Source organism: Taklimakanibacter albus, assembly GCF_016595235.1.
In the GTDB taxonomy this organism is placed as follows: Bacteria; Pseudomonadota; Alphaproteobacteria; order Rhizobiales; family Aestuariivirgaceae; genus Taklimakanibacter; species Taklimakanibacter albus.
On the sequence record NZ_JAENHL010000008.1, the window covers coordinates 1,028,848 to 1,050,525 of the forward strand.

25 protein-coding genes and 1 pseudogene are annotated in these 21,678 nt (G+C 63.1%); 20 read left to right on the forward strand and 6 right to left on the reverse strand.

Features of this window, described 5'->3' with window-relative positions; genetic code table 11:
* Window positions 1–65 precede the first annotated feature (65 nt).
* Window positions 66–539 (forward strand): nuclear transport factor 2 family protein, encoded by a 474-nt coding sequence (locus JHL16_RS27850; protein WP_200188150.1) that lies wholly within the window; start codon window positions 66–68, stop codon window positions 537–539.
* 94 nt (window positions 540–633) lie between these two features.
* Window positions 634–1,110, forward strand: coding sequence for a nuclear transport factor 2 family protein (locus JHL16_RS27855; RefSeq protein WP_137853883.1), 477 nt, complete (start codon window positions 634–636; stop codon window positions 1,108–1,110).
* A gap of 33 nt (window positions 1,111–1,143) precedes the next feature.
* Here JHL16_RS27855 and JHL16_RS35105 read toward each other — a convergent pair whose 3' ends face one another.
* The 3 genes and pseudogenes from JHL16_RS35105 to otnK all read right to left on the reverse strand — a co-directional run bounded on the left by JHL16_RS35105 (window position 1,144) and on the right by otnK (window position 3,168).
* On the reverse strand, window positions 1,144–1,638 hold the full coding sequence (locus JHL16_RS35105; protein WP_281436056.1) for a class II aldolase/adducin family protein: 495 nt from the start codon (window positions 1,636–1,638) through the stop codon (window positions 1,144–1,146).
* 18 nt (window positions 1,639–1,656) lie between these two features.
* Window positions 1,657–1,760, reverse strand: a pseudogene (locus JHL16_RS35560) (aldolase); the annotation flags it as partial.
* A gap of 136 nt (window positions 1,761–1,896) precedes the next feature.
* The gene (gene otnK, locus JHL16_RS27865; RefSeq protein ID WP_200188151.1) at window positions 1,897–3,168 is read right to left on the reverse strand and encodes a 3-oxo-tetronate kinase; all 1,272 of its coding nucleotides are present in this window, start codon (window positions 3,166–3,168) and stop codon (window positions 1,897–1,899) included.
* Window positions 3,169–3,338: 170 nt separating this feature from the next.
* On the opposite strand from otnK, the gene JHL16_RS35470 reads away from it, so the two are divergent.
* From JHL16_RS35470 to JHL16_RS27910, 9 genes are all read left to right on the forward strand, one after another.
* Entirely contained in the window at window positions 3,339–4,403 is a 1,065-nt protein-coding gene (locus JHL16_RS35470) for a LuxR C-terminal-related transcriptional regulator (protein WP_200188152.1), read from the forward strand.
* 206 nt (window positions 4,404–4,609) lie between these two features.
* Window positions 4,610–5,839 carry an ABC transporter substrate-binding protein gene (locus JHL16_RS27875; RefSeq protein WP_200188153.1) on the forward strand — a complete coding sequence of 410 codons (1,230 nt, stop codon included), beginning with the start codon at window positions 4,610–4,612 and terminating at the stop codon, window positions 5,837–5,839.
* Between the two features lie 15 nt (window positions 5,840–5,854).
* Entirely contained in the window at window positions 5,855–6,640 is a 786-nt protein-coding gene (locus tag JHL16_RS27880; protein WP_200188154.1) for an ABC transporter ATP-binding protein, read from the forward strand.
* A 1-nt stretch (window position 6,641) separates the two neighbouring features.
* Complete coding sequence (locus JHL16_RS27885) at window positions 6,642–7,316, forward strand: ABC transporter ATP-binding protein (protein ID WP_348647290.1); 675 nt, start codon at window positions 6,642–6,644, stop codon at window positions 7,314–7,316.
* Window positions 7,313–8,197, forward strand: a complete 885-nt coding sequence (locus JHL16_RS27890; RefSeq protein WP_200188156.1) for a branched-chain amino acid ABC transporter permease — start codon at window positions 7,313–7,315, stop codon at window positions 8,195–8,197. The genes JHL16_RS27885 and JHL16_RS27890 overlap by 4 nt, the downstream gene beginning before the upstream one ends.
* Complete coding sequence (locus JHL16_RS27895; RefSeq protein ID WP_200188157.1) at window positions 8,194–9,216, forward strand: branched-chain amino acid ABC transporter permease; 1,023 nt, start codon at window positions 8,194–8,196, stop codon at window positions 9,214–9,216. The genes JHL16_RS27890 and JHL16_RS27895 overlap by 4 nt, the downstream gene beginning before the upstream one ends.
* Window positions 9,217–9,226: 10 nt before the next feature.
* Window positions 9,227–10,369 (forward strand): aromatic ring-hydroxylating oxygenase subunit alpha, encoded by a 1,143-nt coding sequence (locus JHL16_RS27900; RefSeq protein WP_200188158.1) that lies wholly within the window; start codon window positions 9,227–9,229, stop codon window positions 10,367–10,369.
* Window positions 10,370–10,371: 2 nt separating this feature from the next.
* The gene (speB, locus tag JHL16_RS27905; protein ID WP_200188159.1) at window positions 10,372–11,358 is read left to right on the forward strand and encodes an agmatinase; all 987 of its coding nucleotides are present in this window, start codon (window positions 10,372–10,374) and stop codon (window positions 11,356–11,358) included.
* 14 nt (window positions 11,359–11,372) lie between these two features.
* Window positions 11,373–12,452, forward strand: a complete 1,080-nt coding sequence (locus tag JHL16_RS27910) for an arginase family protein (protein ID WP_200188160.1) — start codon at window positions 11,373–11,375, stop codon at window positions 12,450–12,452.
* Window positions 12,453–12,492: 40 nt separating this feature from the next.
* On the opposite strand, the gene JHL16_RS27915 is transcribed toward JHL16_RS27910, so the two are convergent.
* Window positions 12,493–12,972 carry a methyltransferase family protein gene (locus JHL16_RS27915; protein WP_200188161.1) on the reverse strand — a complete coding sequence of 160 codons (480 nt, stop codon included), beginning with the start codon at window positions 12,970–12,972 and terminating at the stop codon, window positions 12,493–12,495.
* A gap of 79 nt (window positions 12,973–13,051) precedes the next feature.
* On the opposite strand from JHL16_RS27915, the gene JHL16_RS27920 reads away from it, so the two are divergent.
* Window positions 13,052–13,546 (forward strand): MarR family winged helix-turn-helix transcriptional regulator, encoded by a 495-nt coding sequence (locus JHL16_RS27920; RefSeq protein WP_200188162.1) that lies wholly within the window; start codon window positions 13,052–13,054, stop codon window positions 13,544–13,546.
* 6 nt (window positions 13,547–13,552) lie between these two features.
* On the opposite strand, the gene JHL16_RS27925 is transcribed toward JHL16_RS27920, so the two are convergent.
* Window positions 13,553–14,305, reverse strand: coding sequence for a class I SAM-dependent methyltransferase (locus tag JHL16_RS27925; RefSeq protein ID WP_200188163.1), 753 nt, complete (start codon window positions 14,303–14,305; stop codon window positions 13,553–13,555).
* Between the two features lie 174 nt (window positions 14,306–14,479).
* On the opposite strand from JHL16_RS27925, the gene JHL16_RS27930 reads away from it, so the two are divergent.
* Genes JHL16_RS27930 through JHL16_RS27940 form a run of 3 tightly spaced genes read left to right on the forward strand, consistent with a single transcriptional unit; the run spans window position 14,480 to window position 17,016 of the window.
* Window positions 14,480–15,832, forward strand: coding sequence for an ankyrin repeat domain-containing protein (locus tag JHL16_RS27930; RefSeq protein WP_200188164.1), 1,353 nt, complete (start codon window positions 14,480–14,482; stop codon window positions 15,830–15,832).
* A gap of 39 nt (window positions 15,833–15,871) precedes the next feature.
* A complete protein-coding gene (locus JHL16_RS27935) occupies window positions 15,872–16,327 on the forward strand; it encodes an Rrf2 family transcriptional regulator (RefSeq protein ID WP_200188165.1) in 456 nt (151 codons plus the stop codon).
* Window positions 16,324–17,016: a class I SAM-dependent methyltransferase gene (locus JHL16_RS27940; RefSeq protein WP_200188166.1), complete on the forward strand. Its 693-nt coding sequence runs from the start codon at window positions 16,324–16,326 to the stop codon at window positions 17,014–17,016. Before JHL16_RS27935 ends, JHL16_RS27940 begins: the two co-directional genes overlap by 4 nt.
* A gap of 3 nt (window positions 17,017–17,019) precedes the next feature.
* Here the strand turns inward: JHL16_RS27940 and JHL16_RS27945 are convergent, their stop codons facing one another.
* Window positions 17,020–17,289: a hypothetical protein gene (locus JHL16_RS27945; RefSeq protein ID WP_200188167.1), complete on the reverse strand. Its 270-nt coding sequence runs from the start codon at window positions 17,287–17,289 to the stop codon at window positions 17,020–17,022.
* A 180-nt stretch (window positions 17,290–17,469) separates the two neighbouring features.
* Here JHL16_RS27945 and JHL16_RS27950 point away from each other — a divergent pair, with 180 nt between their 5' ends.
* The 5 genes from JHL16_RS27950 to JHL16_RS27970 all read left to right on the forward strand — a co-directional run bounded on the left by JHL16_RS27950 (window position 17,470) and on the right by JHL16_RS27970 (window position 21,581).
* Entirely contained in the window at window positions 17,470–19,806 is a 2,337-nt protein-coding gene (locus JHL16_RS27950; protein ID WP_200188168.1) for a helix-hairpin-helix domain-containing protein, read from the forward strand.
* 101 nt (window positions 19,807–19,907) lie between these two features.
* Window positions 19,908–20,588: a glutathione S-transferase family protein gene (locus JHL16_RS27955; RefSeq protein WP_200188169.1), complete on the forward strand. Its 681-nt coding sequence runs from the start codon at window positions 19,908–19,910 to the stop codon at window positions 20,586–20,588.
* 6 nt (window positions 20,589–20,594) lie between these two features.
* Window positions 20,595–20,930 (forward strand): ArsR/SmtB family transcription factor, encoded by a 336-nt coding sequence (locus JHL16_RS27960; RefSeq protein ID WP_200188170.1) that lies wholly within the window; start codon window positions 20,595–20,597, stop codon window positions 20,928–20,930.
* 1 nt (window position 20,931) lies between these two features.
* Window positions 20,932–21,402, forward strand: a complete 471-nt coding sequence (locus tag JHL16_RS27965) for an SRPBCC domain-containing protein (RefSeq protein ID WP_200188171.1) — start codon at window positions 20,932–20,934, stop codon at window positions 21,400–21,402.
* A gap of 32 nt (window positions 21,403–21,434) precedes the next feature.
* The gene (locus JHL16_RS27970; RefSeq protein ID WP_200188172.1) at window positions 21,435–21,581 is read left to right on the forward strand and encodes a nucleotidyl cyclase domain-containing protein; all 147 of its coding nucleotides are present in this window, start codon (window positions 21,435–21,437) and stop codon (window positions 21,579–21,581) included.
* Window positions 21,582–21,678 lie beyond the last annotated feature (97 nt).

The window sequence follows — 21,678 nt, forward strand, 5'->3', positions numbered from 1 at the left end:
ACCGCCTTGTCATCCCTCTCCCATTGCCGCAAGGTTAGACGGCGGCAATGTGAAAAGAGGATCCTATGAACTACGAGGCGCAGGACGGCAGAACATCCACGCGGAGGGATTTTTCATTGGCCGCGCTGGCCGGCCTATCCGCGCTCGCCCTTGGCGCGGGCGCTGCGGCGGCGGAAGAGATCACGCAGGAAGAGGCCCTGAAGGCGCTCGATCCGTGGATAGAGGCGGTCTTCACCGGCGATCCCGCAGTGGTCGACAAGGTCCTGGCGCCGGAATTCCAGATCTTGCGGTCCGATGGGCGCGGCCATGACAAGGCTAGCTACCTCAAGGCGCTGCCACGCCATCAGATCCGTTCCAAATTCAGCGACATTATCGCAACCGGCACTGGCGATGTCATGGTCGTGCGCTATCGCATAGAGACGGACCAGACCATTGACGGCAAGGCGGTCAAGGGAATCTCGCCCCGCCTGTCGGTGTTTCGACGGGAGGCCGGTCACTGGCTGATCTCAGCGCATGCGAATTTTGCCGCCCTGGGATGACGAAGTCAGATCGAGCATCTTGTCGCCACACCCGTATTGACGCTAGGTTATCGAAATCCGATCCGCGCCGGCGGCGGCAATCAATGAGGGTTTCATGATCGAGCAAGCGCAGGACAGGAAGACATCCACCCGCAGGGATTTTTCGATTGCCGCATTGGCGACGATCTCCGCCCTCGCAGTGGGAGCGGGAAGCGCCGCTGCAGCGGTAGAAGTCTCCGAGGAAGAAGCCCTGAAGGCTCTCGATCCCTGGGCGGATGCGCTTTTTTCCGGCGATCCCGCCAAGGTCGAAAAAGTCCTGGCACCGGAATACCAGATCCTGCGATCGGACGGCACCGGCCATGACAAGACGAGCTACCTCAAATCTCTCCCGAACCAGAAGATCCGCTCCAAATTCAGCGATATCGTAGCCAGGGGAGCGGGCGACGTCATGGTCCTGCGCTACCGGATCGAGACGGATCAGTCCATCGAGGGGAAAACCGTCGAAGCAAACTCGCCACGGCTATCGGTGTTCCGGCGGGTGGATGGCCAGTGGCTCATCTCCGCTCATGCGAATTTCGCCGCCCTGAAATAGAAGCTGCGCGCCCGATGGCGGTTTCCCATCGGATCAGCCGAACACTGATTTCAGCTCGTTCATCTGTTCCACCGTCAGCAGACGCGTCCGCATGCCGCGTAGGAAAAGCAGGAGCTTCGCCGTTTCCTTCAGCTCCTCGGCGGCATAGACCGCGGACGCGATGTCCTTGCCCGCCACCACGGGCCCATGATTGACGAGCAGAACGGCGGAATGGCAACCACCGAGGGCGCGAATGAGGTCGCCCGCCTTTGCATCGCCGGGCCTGACATAGGGCACCAGCCTCACCTGTCCGACGCGCATGATCACATAGGGGGTGAGCGGAGGAACGCAGTCCTCCGCATCTATGTCCGCAAGGCAGGAAAGTGCCGTGGCATAGGTCGCGTGCAGATGGACCACGGCGCCGGTCGCGGGCCGTGTCTCATAGAGCCCTTCCCGTTTTGATCGAATCGTTCCGATTCGATCAAAACGGGTAAAAGGGCTCGAAATACATGTAGTCTGGAGCGCTTCCTTATCGCCAAAGTCGAGCAACTTTGGCGGGAAGCGCTCTAGAAGGCGCGGTGGAGGAAAATCTCCTTCGACGGCTTGTCGCCGGAAATGTGGCGCCCGTCCGTGTCGAGCTTGGAGATACGTGCCGGGTCGAGGAAGCCCAGACAGGAATGGTCGGCGTGATGAGCAGCCCGTCGGCGACGGCGGCGCTGAGATTGCCGGCCGAGCCCACCGAGAAGCCGCGATCATAAAGCGACTTCACGAGGCGGGCGATGCCCTCGCGGATCTGGGTTTCCGCCGTCATGCGCCTGCCAGCCGCGCAAGGGCCTTGGCGAAGAAGTCCGACGCACCGAAATTGCCTGATTTGAGCGCCAGCGCGATCGGAGACTTTCCCTCGGCGACCAGCACGGGAACGCCCGGGTCGATCTCCGGTCCGACAGTCAGGGCGCCGAGATCCAGGGCGGACACGACCGCGCCCGACGTCTCGCCACCGGCGATGACGAGACGGCGAATACCTTTCGCCACGAGGCCCTGCGCCGCATCGGCGAAGAGCCGATCCAGCCTATGGGCGACCTTCTCGCGGCCGTAACGGTCCTGAAGCGCCTTCACGTCCTCGGGCGCTCCCGATGAATAAACGAGCGGCGCCTTGCCCGCATTAGCGAGGACGAATGTCACGATGTCATTGGCGCCGGACGCGCCGCGCATCACCTTGTCGACATCGATCGCGAGCACGGGATGCCGGCGCCTGTGATGCTCGATCTGGCCGCGCGTGGCCCCCGAGCAGCTGCCGGCGAGTACGGCCTCGGGCCCGCTCATGCCAGCGACTTGCGGCCGCGCTCCTTTCGCGAGACCGGCGGCGATGAAATTCCCCGGCAGGCCGAGCGCGATGCCCGAGCCGCCGGTCAAAAGCAGCGCCGTTGCGGCAGCGCGGCCAATGGCGACCAGATCGTCGTCGGTGATGGCATCCACAATGACCAGGCGCTGGCCGCGTTGCACCGCCTGTTGCAATTCCGCGGCGATCCGCTCGGGCCCCTGGCGCACCGAAGGCCAGGCAACGAGGCCGACCGGATGTTTCGCCTGGCGGGCGAGCCAGCGGCGGATGTCGGGATCGGTCATCGGATTGAGCGGATGCTTCTCGAGACCGGACTCACTCAGGAGACGGTCATGAACGAAAAGATGTCCCTGATAGATGGTGCGTCCCGCCCCGGGAAAAGCAGGACACACGACCACGCTTTTCTGATCGAGCGCAGCGGCCAGCGCCTCGGCCACAGGCCCGATATTCCCGTCGGGCGTCGAGTCGAAGGTGGAGCAATATTTGAAGACGATCTGCCGGCAGCCCTGGTCCTGAAGCCAGCGCAACGCCGCGAGCGACTGGGCGACGGCATCGGCGGCGGCAATGGACCGGCTCTTCAGCGCGACCACGCCGGCTTCGATATCGGCCGGCGCCTTGAGGCTCGGCACATTGAGGAATTGCGCGGTCTTCAGACCGCCCTGGCCGGCCAGGCCCTTCGCCAGCGTGTTGGCGATGTCACTGGCACCGGTAAAGTCGTCCGCTACAACCCCGAGCAGCATTAAAAGCGATCATCCTTTGCCGGCTTCTTCGCGAAATTCCTAGGTCACGATAAGGACGGCCGGATGACCCGTCAACAATGTCGTCCAAAGACGCAAAGACATTGATTTGAGTATATAATTTTCCTAGGCTTTCGCTCCTGAAGGGTCATACGTCGATACCGGACATTTTCGTGCTCGCGCAGATTTCATCGCTTCCCTTGCCAGCGGACAACAGCCTCGACCTGCCGCAGCTCATGACCGAGATGGCGGGCCTGGTAGAGGTCATCGGCGCACGCAACTTCTACAGCGCCGCCCTGGCGGCGCTCGGCCGCCTCCTCGGTTGCGAACGGCAGATCGCGGTGCGTTATGCGCAATTCGCCAAGCCGCAGTTCCTGGCCAATTATTCGCTGACCGCCGAAGCCGAGGTCACCTATATGCGGGAGCTCTACCGCATCGACCCCTTGCTGCATCTGGTGCGCACCCAGGTTCCCGACCGCGTGATGACGGCACTGCAGATGCGGCGCGAGGGCAACGACAACCTCTATTTCGAGAATCTCTATCACTCGGCCCGCATCTATGACGAGATCGTCGTCCTCCTGCCGGCGGTGGGCGGCGTCTGGGTGGCGCTCTGCCTCGATCTCGACGACCGGCCTTTCGAGCCCGGCGAAGTGGAGTTCGTCAGGCACATCTATCCGCTTCTCGAAAACCTGCACCGTCTGCACATTGTGAGCAGCCTCTCCGGCCATCGCGGCGGCTATCTCAATGACAGCCAGCTCGCCGTCATGGTGGTCGACGACGAGGGCAAGCCCTGCTTCCGCAACGGGGTATGGAGCGGCAAGGTGACCGCGGCGGCGGAAGACGCCATCTGCGCGGTCTCGCAGGATTCGAGCGAAGGCGTGCATTCGCTCGACGAACTCGATGTCGTGCATTGGGAAAAGCTCGAGGACGGCAATGCGGTGGCGCCGGGCGGCCGCGTCTTCGTCGTCGAGCGCCGCTCGCCGGGATATCTCGCCATCGACAATCTGTTCAGCCAGATGATCACGGACTACCAGCTGACGCCGCGCGAATGCGAGATCCTCCGGCATGGCTTGCGCGGCATGTCGACGGCGGCGATCGCCAAGCGTCTCGATATCGGCGCCGGAACGGTGCGCAACCACAAGCATAGGCTCTACAGCAAGCTCGACGTCACCTCGGAACGCGAGATCACCTCGCTGATTTTTGATCGTATTTTCAAGGACCAGCTCACCCAGGCGTGACACTCTCTTAAGTTGCGCATCGGCTTATCTGAGAACCGCACACATGGTCGGGTCAAGCCCGACCACAAGCTTCTCGGACCCAGGCGCCATAGTATCAGTTGTCACCATTGTCAGTGCCTGAGGGCGATGATCTACTTGCATCCCGAACGTTGAGCGCCAGCCGCCAGAGCTGGGAATTCAAGCGTCGATAGGGAAGGAAAATCTCAATGAGCGTCCAATCACTGCTGAAAAATGCAGCGCATGGCCTTGCCGGTGCAGCACTGGCGGCAATCGTCGGTGCAACCGCGCCCGTCACGGCCCAAGCCGACACCATCAAAATCGGCGCCCCCATTCCGCAGACCGGCCCCTTCGCCAGCGACGGCGGCGTCATGGAAAAGGCCATCAAGCTCGCGGTGGAAGACCTGAACAAGGCTGGCGGCGTCCTTGGCCAGCAGGTCGAAGTGACCTTCTTCGATATCGGCGACCTGTCGCCCGACAAGCTGCAGGCGGCCGCCGCCAATCTCATCGACCGCGGCAAATCCGATTTCATCGTCACCGGCTATGGCGGCTTCGGTCCCGATATTCCGGCCTTCTGCCCGCAAGGCGTGCCGTTCATCCACAATGACGCCTTCACCAGCGTCGTGGACATGATGAACAGCATGGGCTGCACCAGCATCTTCAACGCGTCCGACGTCGAAGCCTCCTATGGCAAGGTCATGTTCGACCAGCTCGCAGCGCTCGGCCACCAGTTCCCCAACAAGAAGATCGCCATCGTGCACGGCCCCTATGAGTGGGAATCGGGCCTCACCAAGGCGATGGCCGACGCCGCCACGGCGCAGGGCTGGGAAGTCGTGATGAATGAAGAGGTGCCGTATGAAAGCGTGCAGTGGCAAGGCATCCTCAGCAAGATTCGCGAAGCACAGCCGGCCCTCGTCCATATCGAAGTGCTGGATGCCGGGCTGACCTATACTTTCCTGCAGCAATATTTCGACAATCCGGTCAAAGGTGCGGTGGTGAATGCCGGCTATGCGGCGAGCGTGCCGGCTTTCGGCGACGTGGTCGCGCAAGGCAAGGTCGAGGGCGTGCTCGGCATGACGCTGTCGGCGCAATTGCCCGGCCCCGAGGGCGATGCCTTCATCAAGAGATGGCAAGCCGCCTATAACGAGACACCGCCCTGGAGCCTCGCCGCGCAACTTTATGATGAAGTGAACATGTGGGCGGCGGCGGTGAAGACCGCGGGCAGCGCCTCCGATCACGCCGCCGTCGTCAAGGCGCTCAAGGAAATGAGCTTCAAAGGCCTCACCGGCACGCTCAAATTCGACGACAAGTTCAAGATCCCGACCAGCGATGCGAGCCAGCCGGCCTTCCTCTTCCAGGTCCATGACAAGGCCCTGAAGCCCTTGATGATCGGCACGCGCAAGACCGGCGATTTCGTGATGCCGGATTGGGCGAAGTAAGCCGGTACGCGGCTGATGCAAGCCGAGTCCCTGCATTCAGGACGAACCGCCGCGCAAGTCGCGGCGGCACCGATCATGGCGCTCGATCGGGTGAGCAAGCAGTTCGGCCCCCTCAAGGCGCTCGATGGCTTGAGCTTCGACATCCGAAGCGGTGAGATTCTCGGCATAGCGGGGCCGAACGGGGCGGGAAAATCAACTCTCCTCAATGTCTGCACCGGGGTACTGAAACCCACAAGCGGCGCATTGAGTTTCGAGGGTCAGGCCGTTGCGGGACTTGCCGCCCATCATTATTGCGGCCTCGGCATCGCCCGCACCTTCCAGATCCCGCAAATCTTCTCATCCATGTCGGTCGAAGAGAATGTCGCGACCGGCGCACTGTTCGGTCCGACCGAGCGCCTCGCCTCAGGCGCGATCAAGGATCGGGTCGACGAAGCGCTGGCGATCACCGGCTTAGCCTCGCAGCGGCGCCAGCCCGCCGGCCAGGCCGATCTCCTCACCCGCAAGCGCATCATGCTCGCCGCCGCGCTCGCCACGGAGCCGAAGCTGGTCTTTCTCGACGAGCCCTTGAGCGGCCTCAATGGCGAGGAAGTGGATATCTTCGTGGCGCTGTTCCGCCGCCTGCACAGCGCGCGAGGCCTCACGCTGGTGGTCGTCGAGCACAAGGTCCGGGCGCTGGCCGACCTCTCCGACCGGATCCTGATCCTCAATGCCGGGACGCTGCTCTGCCTCGACCGGCCGGAAGCGATGCTGCGCGATGCGCGCGTCATCGATATCTATCTCGGAGCGCGGAACTTTGCTTAGCGTGCGCGATATCGACGTCTTCTATGACGATCTCCACATCCTGCATGGGGTGTCGCTCGAAGTCGGCGAAGGCGAGCTCGTCGGCGTCGTCGGCGCCAACGGGCATGGCAAAAGCACGCTTCTCAAGGCCGTGTGCGGCCTGGTCCCCGTCGCTTCCGGCGACATCCTCTATGCGGGCGAAAGCATCAGGCGCCGGAGCGTCTCCGAGCTCGTCGAGCGCGGCCTCGTCTATGTCGCCGAGGATCGCCGGCTGTTCCCCGACATGACGGTAAGGGAAAACCTGCTGCTCGGCGCCTTCCTGGCGCGCGGACGCGGTCACGAGCAAACCTCGCTGAGGCGCGTCTTCGACCTCTATCCGCGGCTCGCCGAACGGCAGGAGCAGCTCGCCCGCACTTTGAGCGGCGGCGAGGCGCAGATGCTGGCGCTCGGCCGCGGCCTGATGTCGGCCCCGGCGCTTCTCGCCATCGACGAACCGTCGCTGGGCCTGGCGCCCAAGCTCGTCGACACCATGCTGGAGACGATCGCGGAGTTGAAGAATACCGGCACGACGATCCTGCTGGTCGAGCAGAGCCTGGGGCTCATCGACGGCATCGTCGACCGGGTCTATCGGCTCGAGGAAGGCATCATTTCGGGCGGCGCGGCACGCGCCGCCATGGCCATGGCGGATCACCGATGACCCAGTTTCTCGAAGTGATCTTCGGCGGCATCGCCCAGGCTGCGGCCTACAGCATCATCGCGGTCGGCCTGTCGCTCGTCTATGGCACAGCGCGCACGCTCAATTTCGCCCATGGCGCGCTCTATACGACCGGCGCCTATATTTCCTGGATCCTCACTGTCGGCTATCTGGGCCTGCCTCTATGGCTCGCCGTCCTGGTGCTCATCCCGATCCTGTTCAGCATCGGCGTCGCCATCGAAACTCTCATGCTGCGCCCCTTGCGGGGCGGCAAGAACTGGCGGGTGACGGCCATGATGGTCACGCTCGGCCTCGCTTTCGTGCTCGATAACGCCAATCTGATCCTGTTCGGCGCGGTGGCGAAACCGATGCCGGCCTTCATCGAAGGCACAGTCTCGATCTTCGGTGTCACCGTCTCGGCCTACCGGGTCGCGGTGCTCATCATCGCGCTCGTCATTGTGGCGCTGCTCGAAGTGTTCCTGAACCGCACCCGCTTCGGCTGGGCGGTGCGCGCGGTGGCACAGGACATCCAGGGCGCCCGCCAGGTCGGCATCGATGTCAACCGCATCTTCGCCTTCACTTTCGGCCTCTCCGTGGTGTTGACCGGCATGGCCGGGCTGCTGCTCTCGCCCATCTTCCTGATCTCGCCGCAAGGCGGCTGGGAGCCGTTCCTCAAAGCCTTCGTGATCGTGGTGCTGGGCGGCCTCGGCAGCACGCGCGGCGCCATCGCCGCCGCTTTCTTTCTCGGACTGGTGGAGGCGATGGTGGTCTATCAGCTCGGCGCCAGCTGGACGATGCCGGTCTGGCTGGTGACGCTGCTCCTGGTTTTGATGATCCGTCCGCAAGGACTGCTGGGCAAAGGCCAGAGCGAGGCAGCCGGATGACGCAGAGCGATGCCACGATGACAGCCCAGGCCGGCGGCAAGCGGCTTCTCGCCGGTACGAGCGTGCCCTTCTACTGGGCCGCAGTGGGGGTGCTGGCGCTCGCCGGCATGCTGATCACCGACAGCTATGTGCAGCATGTGCTGATCCTGTGCTTCCTGTGGTGCATGGTCGCCGCCGCCTGGGATCTGACGCTCGGCTATGCCGGCATCTTCAACTATGCGCAGATCGCGCTGTTCGCCGCCGGCGCCTATGCGACCGCGATGCTCACCCTGAAATTCGGCGTGCCGCCCGTCGCCGCCATCATCGCGGCCACCGCCATCACGGCGCTTCTGGGACTCGCGATCGCGCTACCGTGTCTCAGGCTCCAGGGCGAATATGTGGCGCTGTTCACCTTCGCCATCCACCTCGCCATGCCGCCCTTGATCCAGCTCGCCAAGGGGCTCGGCACCGGCGGGACCATGGGCCTCATGGGCGTGCCGCCGATCAAATTCTTCGGCCTCACTTTCGGGCCGCTGAACAAGATCGGCTGGTATTATCTGGCGCTGACCGCCGCGGCGATCTCGGTCTATGTGATCTATTATGTCGTGCTGCGCAGTCGTACCGGACGCGCTTTCGTCGCCTTGCGCGACTCGGCCAATTTCGCCCGCTCGCTCGGCATCAACGAGTTCAAATACAAGCTGCTGGCCTTCGTCCTCTCTGCTTTGGTGACCGGATTCGCCGGCGCCCTCTATGCGCATTACACCTCGGTCGTCACGCCGAAGATCCTCGGCAACGAATTCATCCTGCTGGCGATCGTGATGCTGGCCATCGGCGGCATCGGCCGCTTCCCCGGCGCGGTGCTCGGCGCCTTCGTCGTCACCATCCTCAATGAGTTGCTGCGTGACGCCGGAACATACCGGCTCCTGATCCTCGGAATCCTCGTGGTCCTGACCCTGCTTCTGCTGCCGCAAGGGCTTGCCTCGATCTGGGAGCGGGTATCGCGGCGCAAGCACAAGGCGCGAACCAAGCTGAAAGAATAGGAGTTTGGCCATGGATGATGGAAAAATGCCGAAGCCGCAAATCGGCGAAACACCGGCAGCGCTGCGGGGCGCCAAGCAGAGTGAATATATCACCCCCCAGATCTTCGAGCAGGAGCTCAGCGACGTCTTCGACAATGACTGGGTGATGGTCGGCCGGCAGAACAGCATCCTCGAGCCCGGCAGCTATATGACGGCGGCGATCGGCAAGCGTCCCATCGTGTGCATCCGCCAGAAGGACGGCTCGATCAAGGCCTTCGCCAATTTCTGCCTGCATCGTTATGCCAAGCTGCTCGAGGGCCGCGGCAAAGTGGGCCGGATCGTCTGTCCCTATCACGCCTGGACCTATGAGATGAGCGGCCGGCTGATCGGCATCGCCAATCCGCAAGGCTTCGGCGATGCCTGCAAATCCGAGATGGGCCTGCGCGAGCTCGCCTGCGAAGTCTGGCTCGGCTTCATCTTCGTGGCCTTGCGCCACGATCTGCCCTCGATGGCGAGCAAGCTCAAGCCGCTGGCCGACCATCTCGCCCGTTACGATCTCTCGTCCTACGAGGACCGCTATGTGTTCGACGAGGAGATCTGGACCGGTAACTGGAAGCTCGTCTACGAGAATTTCGTCGAATGCTACCATGTGACCTACGCACATAAGCAGTCGATCGGGCCGACCAACCCGACGCGGCTGGCCGAGCTGGGCCCGCGCGGCCAGCAGCAATTCTCGGTCCACTACAATCCCTATCGCCCGGAAGATCTGCCTGAGGTCCATAATGAGGATCTCGATGAGGACGAGCGGCGGCGCCTCCTCGTCATCGGCATCTATCCGAACGCGCTCGTCGCCATCGACGCCAATTTCGTCTGGTGGATGACGCTCGAGCCGCAAGCGGTGGACCGCACCAATGGCCGCTGGGGCCTGTCCTTCACGCCCAAGGCGATGAAGGGGATGAAGGATCCCGAAGCTTTCGCGGAGAAAGTCCGCGAGGTGATCCATACCGCCACGCTCGAAGACAAGCGCGTCGTGGCCTGGGTGCAGCAGGGCGTCCAGTTCAACGCGGCCGAGCCCGGCTATCTGCATTCGACGCTCGAAATCTATGTCGACGAGTTCCGCCAGTATCTCGACCGCATGATGGGTCGCCCGACAACCACACAACAGAGAGATTGAAGATGGGAAACACAAGCACCGTCACCTTCAATGAGAACGCCTTTGCCGGCCTTCTCCATGCCGGGACGCATGGCACCTTCATGCGGCTGCCGGCCATTGCGGCGGACGCCAAGAAGCTCAAGGACGCGAAGATTTCGGCGGCGTTTCTAGGCTTTCCGTGGGACGCCATGTGCATCAGCCGCACCGGTACGAATTATGGGCCGCGCGCCATCCGCGAGGCGAGCGACCAGTTCTCCTTCTACAATGCCTCGACCGGCATGGACCTCACCCAGCATTATCGTTTCGCCGACTGCGGCGACGTGCCGGTGGTGCCGGGTGCCGCCGTCACCACCATGGACCGGGCGCAGGCCATGGTCTCGCAGATCCTGCAAAGCGGCGCCATGCCGGTGACGATCGGCGGCGATCATTCGATCACCATCGCCTGCGTCAGGGCCTTCGCCAAAGCCTATAAGAAGCCGGGCCTCGTGCTGGTCGACACACATTTCGACACGGCGCTCGATGTCGGCGGCGAGACGCTCAGCCATTGCTGCCCGATCACCCGCGCCGTCGATGCCGGCTTCGATCCCAAACGTATCGCGATCGTCGGCACCGGCGGCTGGATGAACCCGAAATCCGAGCTGGCCTATATCAAGAAGCAGGGCATCACGCTCTTCACCATCGAGGACATCTGGGCGCAAGGCGCCAAGACGATCGCCAAAAAGGCGGCGGCGGTCGCCAGCAAAGGCGCCGACGGCGTCTATCTGACCTATGATATCGACGCCATCGATGCCGCCTATGCGCCGGGAACCGGCGTGCCGACGCCCGGCGGCATGAGCTCGCGGGAAGCCCTCACCATGGCCTATGAGCTGGGACGCATGGGCATTGCCGGCTTCGACCTCGTCGAAGTGTCGCCTTCCTGGGATCATGACGGCATCACCAGCCGGCTGGCGGTGCGCCTCATCCTCGAAGCGCTGGCCGGCAACGCCAATTCCAAGAAATTCAAGAAATAAACCGAGAGTATCTGATGTCTGGTTTTTCACCTGAGAAACGCGCGCGCCTGGAAGCTTTGGCCAAGGGAGAGTTCCTGCAAAGCAGCGATCCCCGGATCGATGCCTTCCTCAAACGCATGGAAGCGGAAAAGGCGCCGGTCTTCGCCGATGTCTATGCCGGCGAGATGAACTTCTTCAACGCGCCGCGGCGCGCCAATCTCGACGATGTCGACCTCGCCTGCATCGGCATTCCCTTCGAGGCGAGCGCGCCGGTGCGCGGCGGCACAAGGCTGGGGCCGAGGTCGTTCCGCGAATGGTCGAAGGTGCGGGGTCCCGTGCACGACGTGTGGCGGACCATTCCCTTCGAGCTTCTGAGCATGGCCGATGTCGGCGATATCAGCTTCGAGAGCCCGCATGACGTCAATTCATGTGTGGAGACCATCCGCGCGACCTTCGCGGAATTCCGCCGGCGCGGCATCACGCCCTATTCGGTGGGCGGCGTCCATACGATGACGCATCCGATCCTGTCGGGGCTCGCCGCGGGTGAACCGATCGGGCTCGTGCAGATCGACGCCCATGCCGACACGGCGCGCGGCACTTTCCAGGGCAACCGCTTCAATGACTGCAGCGTCTTCCTCAATGCGGTGCTCGACGAGGCGATCGATCCGGAGCGCACGATCCAGATCGGCATGCGCGGCTCGCTCAGTCCCTATTGGGACTTCTCACGCGAGGCCGGCATGCGCCTCATTCCGATGCATGAGGTCTATGAGCTGGGCGTCAAAGGTGTCATCGCGGAGATCCGCCGCGTCATCGGCGACGGGCCGTTTTATTTCACGCTCGACACCGACGGGATCGATGCCACCTTCATGCCCGGCACCGAACTGCCGGAACCCTTCGGCTTCACCACGCGCGAGATGGTGCAGATCATCCGCGGCATGCATGGCATGGATATCGTCGGCGCCGACATGGTCGAGCTCTGCCCGCCTTACGATCCCAATGGCATCTCCGCCAATATCAGCGCGGCGCTCGGTTTCGAGACGGTCTGCCTGCTGGCGGAGGCGCATGTGTGCCGCCACGGCCAGAAGCGGAAGACTCATTGGGGCATCGCGGCCTGACCTGCACTGAAGCGGATGCGGTGAGATCGCCGCATCCGTCTTACAGCCAACGGCGGACACGGCCCTTGTAGTCGCGATAGGCGTCGCCGAAGCGCCGCTCCAGATAGGCCTCCTCGCGCTTGACGACGCCATAATGAATGACGAGAGCGAGCGGAAGCGCCAGGAGCAGACTCCATGGGCTTTGCGCCGCGATCCCAATACCGACATAGATAAGAAGAAGGCCGAGATAGACGGGATTGCGGGTCCAGCGGTGGATGCCGGTCGTCACCAGTACGCGGGCCGGCTGGTTGGTGGGCAAAGGTGTCTCGGCCCGTGAAAAGTTGCGCACGCCCGCCGCAAACAGCGCGACACCAATCAGGATAAGAAAGCCGGCAACCAGCCAGCGAAGTCCGCCAAACTCTGCAACAGCGAAGGGCAAGGACAGCAGACGGTCGAGGACGAGACCGGCCAGAAGCGTGGCGGGAACGAAGAGGATCGGCCGCCCGATAACGCCGGCGGTTTCGCTGTCGGATGTTTCCATGTCCACTTCCGCAGATATGACAACTAAGGTGTCAATCTAAGAATTGACAATGAGGTTGTCAATCGGGGAGATTGAGGCCATGACATCGGCGCGACAGAAAAGCGGTGCGAGCCGCAAGGTAGAAAGCGGCGGCAAGGCCGAGGCGGTCACCGAGCTGATGCTCGAAGTGGCCCAGTGTTTCTTCAGGATCAGGGCGCTCGGACAGAAGACGGGACTCATCACCAGCTGGGGCGGCGGCGCCTTCGGCTTCATGCGCAGTCTCGCTTTGCTGGGCCCCCTCACCATTCCGCAGATCGCCCGGATGCGCCCAACCAGCCGGCAGCGCATGCAGCGGCTGGCGGATGAGCTGGCGGCTGACGGCCTCGTCACCTTCATCGACAATCCCAGGCATCAGCGCTCGAAGCTGGTGAAGCTGACGCCTAAAGGCGAGACGCAGTATGGCGAGATGAATGCCGAGCTTCTGGCGATCGCCGCGACGCTGGTGGCCCCTCTCGGCGAAGCGGATATCCGCCAGACCACCGAAATCGTGCGGCAGCTGAGCGATGACGTGAAAGATCGGACGAAGCGGATATAACGGGACCTATCCGGAGACGATCCGCTCCGTCAGGCGGTAAACAGACACATGCGATGGCGACTCGGCCGTGAAGGGGGACTTCACCCAGTCGGCGTGCCGGCTTTCGAGCCTGAACCCCGCAAGCTCGGCCATCAGATCCAGCTCGGCGGGCCAGATATAACGGTGATGCGAGCGCAAGAGGCGCGCTTCGCGACCGGCGCCAAAGCGGAAATGATGAGAGGTGAGATGCTGGTTCAGCACGTCATAGGTGTCGACGCCGATATAATCGGGGTCCGAGCGGAAGACGACCGCATCCTGGCCAGGCGGCAGCTTCCTCAGCTCAGGCACGCCAAGCTCGATCACGAAATGGCCGCCGGACTTCAGATGGCGCGCCGCGTTGCGGAAGCAGGCGACCTGCGCGGCCTGGGTCAAGAGATTCGAGATCGTGTTGTAGACGAGATAGACGAGCGTGAAGTCGCCAGGGGCGCGCGTCGTCGCCATGTCGCCGAGGATCACCGGGATCGTCGCTTCGTCGGCCTTGCGCCGAAGTTGTGCGACCATCGCAGGCGACATTTCTATGCCCGTGACGGCGACGCCACGGGCCCGCAAAGGCACGGCGACACGGCCAGTGCCGATCGCGAATTCAAGCACGCGCCCGCCCCGCGCAAGATCAGCCAGGCGATCGATCGTCGGTCCCAGCACATCGGATGAGAACATACCGGCGTCCTCGGTGTCATAGGCGGCGGCGGTCTCGTCGTTCCAGGTGTCATCCTGCTTCATGAGAGGCACTATGCTTTTCACCATGCCGCCTGTCCAGCTGCCCATGCGACGGCCAATTTTCCCGATATCCATGGGCAATGATGACATGCGGAAAATTGCGTAACCGCCGTTTACTTTTCACGCACGCCGTACCGGCGCAGACTGAGCGATCCTCTCAAATGCGTGAGGCACGCCATGAGCAAGGCCCGCGTCCAGATCAATTGGTCAAGGCTGAAAGCCTTTGCCTACAAGGCAATCCCCACCCTCCTCACGAGCGCACTCGCTTTGGGCCTGAGCGCGACCGCAGCGCTGACGGATCGTGTCGGCGACCCGATCGAACTCGCCGCGGCCGAGCCCGGGACAAATCTCGATGGCGCAGCCAAGGTCACCAGCGCCCATGCACTCCATACGGCAGCCATCTACAACCGGCCTAAAGCGGCAAAATTCCTGGTCGGTCGCGGCATCCCGGTCGACACGCGCAACGAAGCCGGCTTGACGCCCCTGATGGTGGCGGCGACCTTCGGCAATGTCGAAGTGGCCGACGTGCTGCTCACGCTCGGCGCCGATATCACCGCGCGCAATCCCGCCGGTCACACGCCGCTTCATATCGCGGCACTGGCCGGCCAGGCCGATATTCTGCGGCTTCTTCTCGATCACGGTGCCGATATCGCCATCCGCGCGCCGCATGAAGGCGAAACGCCGCTCCATTTCGCCGCACTTTATGGCCGCCTGAAAGCGATCGATCTCCTGGCGGCCCGCGGCGCCGGCATCGACATGAAGGACAATCAGGGTGTAACCCCGCTGCAATATGCGCGGCTCAGACTCCAGAAACAGGCCGTCGAGCGGCTTCTGAAATTCGGTGCGCATGAAGACGGGCTTCATGATGCGGTGAATGCCGGCGATGTGGCGCGCGTGGTCGAACTCATCGCGCAAGGCGCCGATGTGAATGCCTATGATCTCTTCGGCACGCCTCTGCATCTGGCGGCCGCCAAAGGGCGCACCGGCATCGCGGTCATCCTCATCGATCGCGGCGCCGATCTCGAAGCTCCGGGCGAACCCGAGGGTGCGCTGCCGCTGCACACCGCGGCTCTGAACGGGCAGGCACAGGTCGCCGCCCTCCTCATCGATCGCGGCGCCAAAGTCGACGCCCGCGACGCCGCGGGGCGGACCGCGCTGATGGTGGCAGCGGGCTTCCTCCATCCCCAGATGGCCAAGCTGCTGCTGGCCAACGGCGCCAATCCCAATGCGCAGGATGGCGTATGGGGCGACATGCCGGCGCACTACGCCGCCTGCTCGGGCGATATCGAGACCATGCGCCTCCTGCTCAAGGCCGGCGTCGACATCAACAGCGCCGGCAAAGGCAATGGCAGCACGGCGCTCCACTATGCGGCGAATAAAGGTGCCATCGGCATGGTCGATTTCCTGATCCAGAGCGGGGCGCAAGTGAACGCAGCCGACGAAAGCGGCTGGACGCCGCTCAAACTCGCCAGCAACCACCGGCACCAGGACGTCGTCGAAAGGCTCGAGAAACTCGGCGCCAAACGATAAAGCTTGATTCTCGCGACATCATGTAACATATGAAGTTACATGAAACGGGACAGCCGACTGTCGGGCGTACTTCACATTCTGCTGCACATGGCCGAAAGGCCGGAGGCCGCCACGTCCGAGATGCTGGCCAAGGCCATGCAGACCAATCCCGTAGTGATCCGGCGGATCATGGCCGGCCTCAGAGACCAGGGTTATGTCCGCTCCGAGAAGGGACATGGCGGCGGCTGGACGCTTTCCTGCGATCTCACGAAGCTGACATTGCGTGATGTCTATGCGGCGCTCGACAGTCCGCCGCTGCTCGCCATCGGCAACCGCTCGGCGGAGCCCGGCTGCCTGGTCGAGCAGGCGGTCAATGCCGCGCTGAGTCCGGTCTTTCATGAAGTGGAAGCGATGCTCCTGGCGCGTCTCGGTGATGTGACACTTGCCCAATTGAGCGCCGACTTCCATCGCCGCCTCGTTGCCCGCGGCCTTACCCGGTCCAAGGCGCACGCATGAATAACGATACGCAATTGCTGGCCCATTTCTCCGACCCCGATGCCGTGGCGCGTTATGCCGAAGGGCCGCCGCGTTTCGTGCCGGGCTTCGCCGATCTGCACCGCATGTCGAGCCTTCTCCTCGCCGAGCGGGCGCCACGCCATGCCCGCCTGCTGGTTCTGGGCGCCGGTGGCGGTCTGGAATTGAGAGCCTTCGCGGACGCACAGCCGCAATGGACCTTCGATGGCGTCGATCCGGCCGCCGAGATGCTGAAGCTCGCCGAGCAGACGCTCGGACCGCATGCGGCGCGCACACGCCTGCATCAAGGGTATATCGACGATGCGCCGGAAGGTCCGTTCGACGCGGCCGCCTGCCTGTTGACCTTGCACTTCCTGGTGCCGGCCGAAAGACGGCGCACGCTCTCGGAGATCCATCGCCGCCTGAAGCCCGGCGCACCCTTTGTGGCCGCGCATTCGAGCTTTCCGCAACATGCGGATGAGCGGGCGCTATGGCTGTCACGCTACGCCGCTTTCGCCATCGCCTCCGGCGCCCCGCCCGACAAGGCCGAAAGTGCGCGGGCTGCCATCGCCGCCCGTCTCGAAATACTCGACCCGGAAGAGGACGAAGCGATCCTGCGTGACGCCGGCTTCACGAAAGTCAGCCTGTTCTATGCCGCCTTCACCTGGCGCGGCTGGGTGGCCTATGCCTGAAGGCTAGAAGCCACAGGCCAGACTCTCCCATTTGCCAGGCTCGATCTCGATACTGTATTCCGCCTGCCAATAATGCGGATCATCGAGCTTGTTGTATTCCATGCCGGGCGCCAGCGCATGCCGTCGCTTGAAGGGACGATCGAGCAGCACCAGCATGACGCAATGCGGTGGCCAATCGGACGCGGACCGGATACTGTTTCCGCGCCCCAGTTCGCTCTTGAGAATCTGCTGCAAGGGACTCTGGAAATATCGCTTTGTCTTCTCTCGGGTCATGTGCAGACTCTACGGCAGACAATATGTAGCCATCTGTCCCGCTCTTCCACCCCATAATTTGGGCCCAAGATCAAGCTGTTGGCTGCAAAATGATCGCCTTGAAGAATCAAAGCGGCGGCGTCCATAACCGCGCCTTGATGTGGCGGCAGTCTCGCCCATCCAGTCGAAGAGGTGTCATCAGTGGTTTCCATTCACGCGCGCATCGCCGAAGAACTTAATGTGAGGGAGCAGCAGGTCACCGCCACGGTCGAGCTGATCGACGGCGGCGCCACCGTGCCCTTCATCGCGCGCTACCGCAAGGAAATCACCGGCTCGCTCGACGATGCGCAATTGCGCACGCTGGAGGAGCGTCTGCGCTATCTGCGCGAGCTCGAGGACCGGCGCAAGGTCATCCTCGAGTCGGTGCGCGAGCAAGGCAAGCTCGACGCCGCGCTCGAGGCCCAGATCATGGCCGCCGACAGCAAGGGCCGCCTCGAGGACATCTATCTTCCCTATAAGCCCAAACGCCGCACCAAGGCCGAGATCGCCAAGGAAGCCGGCCTGATGCCACTCGCCGACCTGCTGTTGAGCGATCCCTCGAACGATCCCAAGGTCGCCGCCGAGCCTTATGTCTCGGCCGACAAGAATGTCGCCGACGTGGCGGCGGCGCTCGATGGCGCCCGTTCCATTCTCATCGAACGCTTCGCCGAAAATGCCGATCTCATCGGCACCTTGCGCGAGGAGCTGTGGGCCAATGCCAGGCTCAAGTCGGAAGTGCGCGACGGCAAGAAGGAAGCCGGCGCCAAGTTCAGCGATTATTTCGAGTTCTCGGAAGCTTTCACCAAGATGCCGTCGCATCGCGTGCTGGCGCTGTTCCGCGGCGAGCGCGAGGAGATTCTGAGCCTCATCGTCGAGCCGGACGATCCGGCGACAAGACCGACGGTCAGCACCTATGAGCAGCGCATCATGCGCAGCTATGCGATCATCGACCAGGGGCGCCCCGGCGACAAATGGCTCACCGAAACGGTGCGCTGGGCCTGGCGCACCAAGATCTTCATCACTCTGTCGATCGATCTGCGCCTGCGGCTGTGGACGGCGGCCGAAGAAGAAGCGGTGCGTGTCTTCGCCGCCAATCTGCGTGACCTGCTCCTGGCGGCCCCCGCCGGCGCCCGGCCGACACTTGGACTCGATCCGGGCTTCCGCACCGGCGTCAAAGTGGCGGTGGTCGATGCCACCGGCAAGGTCGTCGCGACGACCGCCATCTTTCCGCATGAGCCGCAGCAGCGCTGGGACGAGTCTCTCGCCATCCTCGGCAAGCTGGTGCTCGAGCACAAAGTCGAGCTGATCGCCATCGGCAACGGCACCGCGTCGCGCGAGACCGACAAGCTCGCGACGGAGCTGGTAAAACGGCTCGCCAATCCAAAGCTCAACAAGATCGTGGTGTCGGAAGCGGGCGCTTCGGTCTATTCCGCTTCGGCCTATGCTTCTGAGGAATTGCCCGGCCTCGATGTGACCTTGCGCGGCGCCGTGTCTATCGCGCGGAGACTGCAGGACCCGCTGGCGGAGCTGGTGAAGATCGATCCAAAATCGATCGGCGTCGGCCAATATCAGCATGATCTCAGCGAATACAAACTGTCGCGCTCGCTCGATGCGGTGGTCGAGGATTGCGTGAACGGCGTCGGCGTCGATCTCAATACCGCGTCGGCGCCCCTGCTCGCGCGCGTTTCCGGCATCGGCGAGTCGCTGGCACAGAATATCGTCGCCCATCGCGACTCGCATGGCCGCTTCGCTTCGCGCCAGTCGCTGAAGGAAGTACCGCGGCTCGGTCCCAAGGCCTTCGAGCAATGCGCCGGCTTCCTGCGCATCAATGGCGGCGATGATCCGCTCGATGCGTCGGGCGTGCATCCCGAATCCTATCCAGTGGTGCGCCGGATCATCGAGGCGACCAAGAACGACATCAAACTCCTGATTGGCAATGCGCCGGTGCTGCGCGGCCTCGCGCCCAGGTCCTTCGTCGACGAAAAATTCGGTCTGCCGACCGTCACCGATATCCTGCGCGAATTGGAGAAACCCGGCCGCGATCCCCGCCCCGCCTTCAAGACAGCGGAGTTCAAGGCCGGCATCGAGACGATGAACGATCTCGAACCCGGCATGGTGCTCGAAGGCGTGGTTACCAATGTCGCCGCCTTCGGCGCCTTCGTCGATGTCGGCGTGCATCAGGACGGCCTCGTGCATATTTCCGCTTTGTCGAAGACCTTCGTGAAAGACCCGCGCCAGGTGGTAAAACCCGGCGATATCGTGCGGGTGAAGATCCTCGAAGTGGACAAGCCGCGGAAACGCATCAGCCTGACGATGCGGCTCGACGATGAAGTGGGCAGCCAGCCGACGCGTAACTCAAGCGCCGGCGACCGCAATACGCCGAAGCGCGGCTATGCCGGCCCGCAAGGCGGCAAGGACAAGTCATCTTCCTCCGCCGGTGGCGCGCTGGCGGACGCCTTGCGGCAGGCGGGCTTCAACGGATCGAACAAGACGCGGTAAGTCGCCGGGTAATAGTTTCTTATTTTGGAAACTATTTACTTGCGTGAGCGCCGGATATTGGCATTATAGTTTCCGAATTCGGAAACTATCTGGTACAGCCGATGTCGCTCACGCTCTACAGCCACCCGCTCGCCTCCTTCTGCCACAAGGTGCTGATCGCACTTTATGAGAACGGCACGCCGTTTCGGGCCGAGATGGTCGATCTCGGCGATCCGGGATCGGCCGCGGCCCATATAGAGCGCTGGCCGGTGGGCAAGATGCCGGTGCTGTTCGATGCGGCGGCGAAGCGCGTCATCCCCGAGACCAGCATCATCATCGAATATCTGCAAGATCACTATCCCGGGCCGGTCACCCTGCTGCCGGCCGATCCTGAAGCGCGGCTTCAGGCGCGGCTGTGGGACCGCTTCTTCGATCTCTATGTTAATGTGCCGGTGGGCAAGATCGTCACCGACCGCATCCGCCCCGAGGGTCAGTCCGATCCGTATGGCGTGGCCGAGGCGCGCCGCCTGCTCGACACGGCCTATGGCATGATCGAGGGGCAGATGTCGGCGCATCGCTGGGCGAGCGGTGATGACTTCACCCTCGCCGACTGCGCGGCGGCCCCGGCGCTCTTCTATGCCTCGATCGTGCAGCCTTTCGGCGACACACAGCATCACCTCGCCCGTTATCTGGAGCAGTTGCTGGAGCGCCCGTCGGTGCAGCGCGTCATCGCCGAGGCGCGGCCCTATTTCTCGATGTTTCCCTATCGCGAGGCGATGCCGGCGCGCTTTCTCAACGGATAGGAGGCGATGATGAGACCAGAGCAGTTCGACCGCCTGTTCCATGCGCTGGCCGATCCCTATCGGCGCAACATGGTGGAGCAGCTTTCGCGCGGGCCGGCCACGGTCAGCGAGCTGGCCGAACCGATCGCCATTGCGCTGCCCTCGGCGCTCAAGCATCTCAAGGTGCTCGAGGATGGCGGCCTGGTGCGCTCGGAAAAGGCCGGGCGGGTGCGCACCTACCGCATGCGGCCCGATGCGCTCACTTCCGTCGCGCAGTGGGTGCGCCAGCGCGAAGCCCAGATGAACAAGGCCTTCGACCGCCTGGTCGAGGCCATGACCGAAACACCTGAGAGAGACGACTGACATGGGTCTTCTTGTCCACCATACGAATTTCGTGATCGAGCGCGACCTGCCGGGCAGCCCACGCCATGCCTTCCGCTTCTGGTCGGAACACAAAAACAAGCGGCAATGGACCAGCTGCCATCCGGACTGGACGGTCGAGGAGGATCACCTCGACTTCCGCATCGACGGCTCGGAACGGGTGCGCTGGCGAACACCGGACGGCACCGAGAACGGCTTCCGCGCCACCTATTTCGACATCGTGCCGACCGAACGTATCGTCTATGGCTATGCCATGAACAGCGGCACGAGGCAGATTTCGGCATCGCTGGTCACGGTGGAATTCACACCAGCGGACCAGCAGACACGCATGACCTACACCGAGCAGGCCGTCTTCGCGGATGCTGCCGATGCCGATATCCGCAGCAGCGGCACTGGATGGGGCTTCGACCGGCTGGTGCTGGCTATCGAACAGAGTCTGGCGGTTTCGCACTAATAAGTTAGTCTCCTGGTCATGCCCCGCGGATCATGGCCGAAGCGAGCCCGGGCAAGACACTCGTCTCGCGCACCGTGAAGGACCTCGTGGTGGGGTCCGGTATCGCTTTCACGCCGGCCGGACGCCGCACACTTAAGGGAATTTCGGAAGACTGGGATTATTATGGGGTCAAGGGTTGACCGATCCGCCGCTTGCCAACTCACATGTTGGATTACTGATACCGATTTGTGATTGATTGCCTGCTCGCCCTATGCTGTTATCGGCCATCTCAGGGCT

Bases quoted from the DNA above. Each gene is read 5' to 3' on its own strand.
- JHL16_RS27850 (WP_200188150.1), top strand. From the start codon at position 66: ATGAACTACGAGGCGCAGGACGGCAGAACATCCACGCGGAGGGATTTT.
- JHL16_RS27855 (WP_137853883.1), top strand. From the start codon at position 634: ATGATCGAGCAAGCGCAGGACAGGAAGACATCCACCCGCAGGGATTTT.
- otnK (WP_200188151.1), bottom strand. From the start codon at position 3,168: ATGCTGCTCGGGGTTGTAGCGGACGACTTTACCGGTGCCAGTGACATC.
- JHL16_RS27875 (WP_200188153.1), top strand. From the start codon at position 4,610: ATGAGCGTCCAATCACTGCTGAAAAATGCAGCGCATGGCCTTGCCGGT.
- JHL16_RS27880 (WP_200188154.1), top strand. From the start codon at position 5,855: ATGCAAGCCGAGTCCCTGCATTCAGGACGAACCGCCGCGCAAGTCGCG.
- JHL16_RS27890 (WP_200188156.1), top strand. From the start codon at position 7,313: ATGACCCAGTTTCTCGAAGTGATCTTCGGCGGCATCGCCCAGGCTGCG.
- JHL16_RS27895 (WP_200188157.1), top strand. From the start codon at position 8,194: ATGACGCAGAGCGATGCCACGATGACAGCCCAGGCCGGCGGCAAGCGG.
- JHL16_RS27900 (WP_200188158.1), top strand. From the start codon at position 9,227: ATGGATGATGGAAAAATGCCGAAGCCGCAAATCGGCGAAACACCGGCA.
- speB (WP_200188159.1), top strand. From the start codon at position 10,372: ATGGGAAACACAAGCACCGTCACCTTCAATGAGAACGCCTTTGCCGGC.
- JHL16_RS27910 (WP_200188160.1), top strand. From the start codon at position 11,373: ATGTCTGGTTTTTCACCTGAGAAACGCGCGCGCCTGGAAGCTTTGGCC.
- JHL16_RS27915 (WP_200188161.1), bottom strand. From the start codon at position 12,972: ATGGAAACATCCGACAGCGAAACCGCCGGCGTTATCGGGCGGCCGATC.
- JHL16_RS27920 (WP_200188162.1), top strand. From the start codon at position 13,052: ATGACATCGGCGCGACAGAAAAGCGGTGCGAGCCGCAAGGTAGAAAGC.
- JHL16_RS27925 (WP_200188163.1), bottom strand. From the start codon at position 14,305: ATGAAGCAGGATGACACCTGGAACGACGAGACCGCCGCCGCCTATGAC.
- JHL16_RS27930 (WP_200188164.1), top strand. From the start codon at position 14,480: ATGAGCAAGGCCCGCGTCCAGATCAATTGGTCAAGGCTGAAAGCCTTT.
- JHL16_RS27935 (WP_200188165.1), top strand. From the start codon at position 15,872: ATGAAACGGGACAGCCGACTGTCGGGCGTACTTCACATTCTGCTGCAC.
- JHL16_RS27940 (WP_200188166.1), top strand. From the start codon at position 16,324: ATGAATAACGATACGCAATTGCTGGCCCATTTCTCCGACCCCGATGCC.
- JHL16_RS27945 (WP_200188167.1), bottom strand. From the start codon at position 17,289: ATGACCCGAGAGAAGACAAAGCGATATTTCCAGAGTCCCTTGCAGCAG.
- JHL16_RS27955 (WP_200188169.1), top strand. From the start codon at position 19,908: ATGTCGCTCACGCTCTACAGCCACCCGCTCGCCTCCTTCTGCCACAAG.
- JHL16_RS27960 (WP_200188170.1), top strand. From the start codon at position 20,595: ATGATGAGACCAGAGCAGTTCGACCGCCTGTTCCATGCGCTGGCCGAT.
- JHL16_RS27965 (WP_200188171.1), top strand. From the start codon at position 20,932: ATGGGTCTTCTTGTCCACCATACGAATTTCGTGATCGAGCGCGACCTG.
- JHL16_RS27970 (WP_200188172.1), top strand. From the start codon at position 21,435: ATGGCCGAAGCGAGCCCGGGCAAGACACTCGTCTCGCGCACCGTGAAG.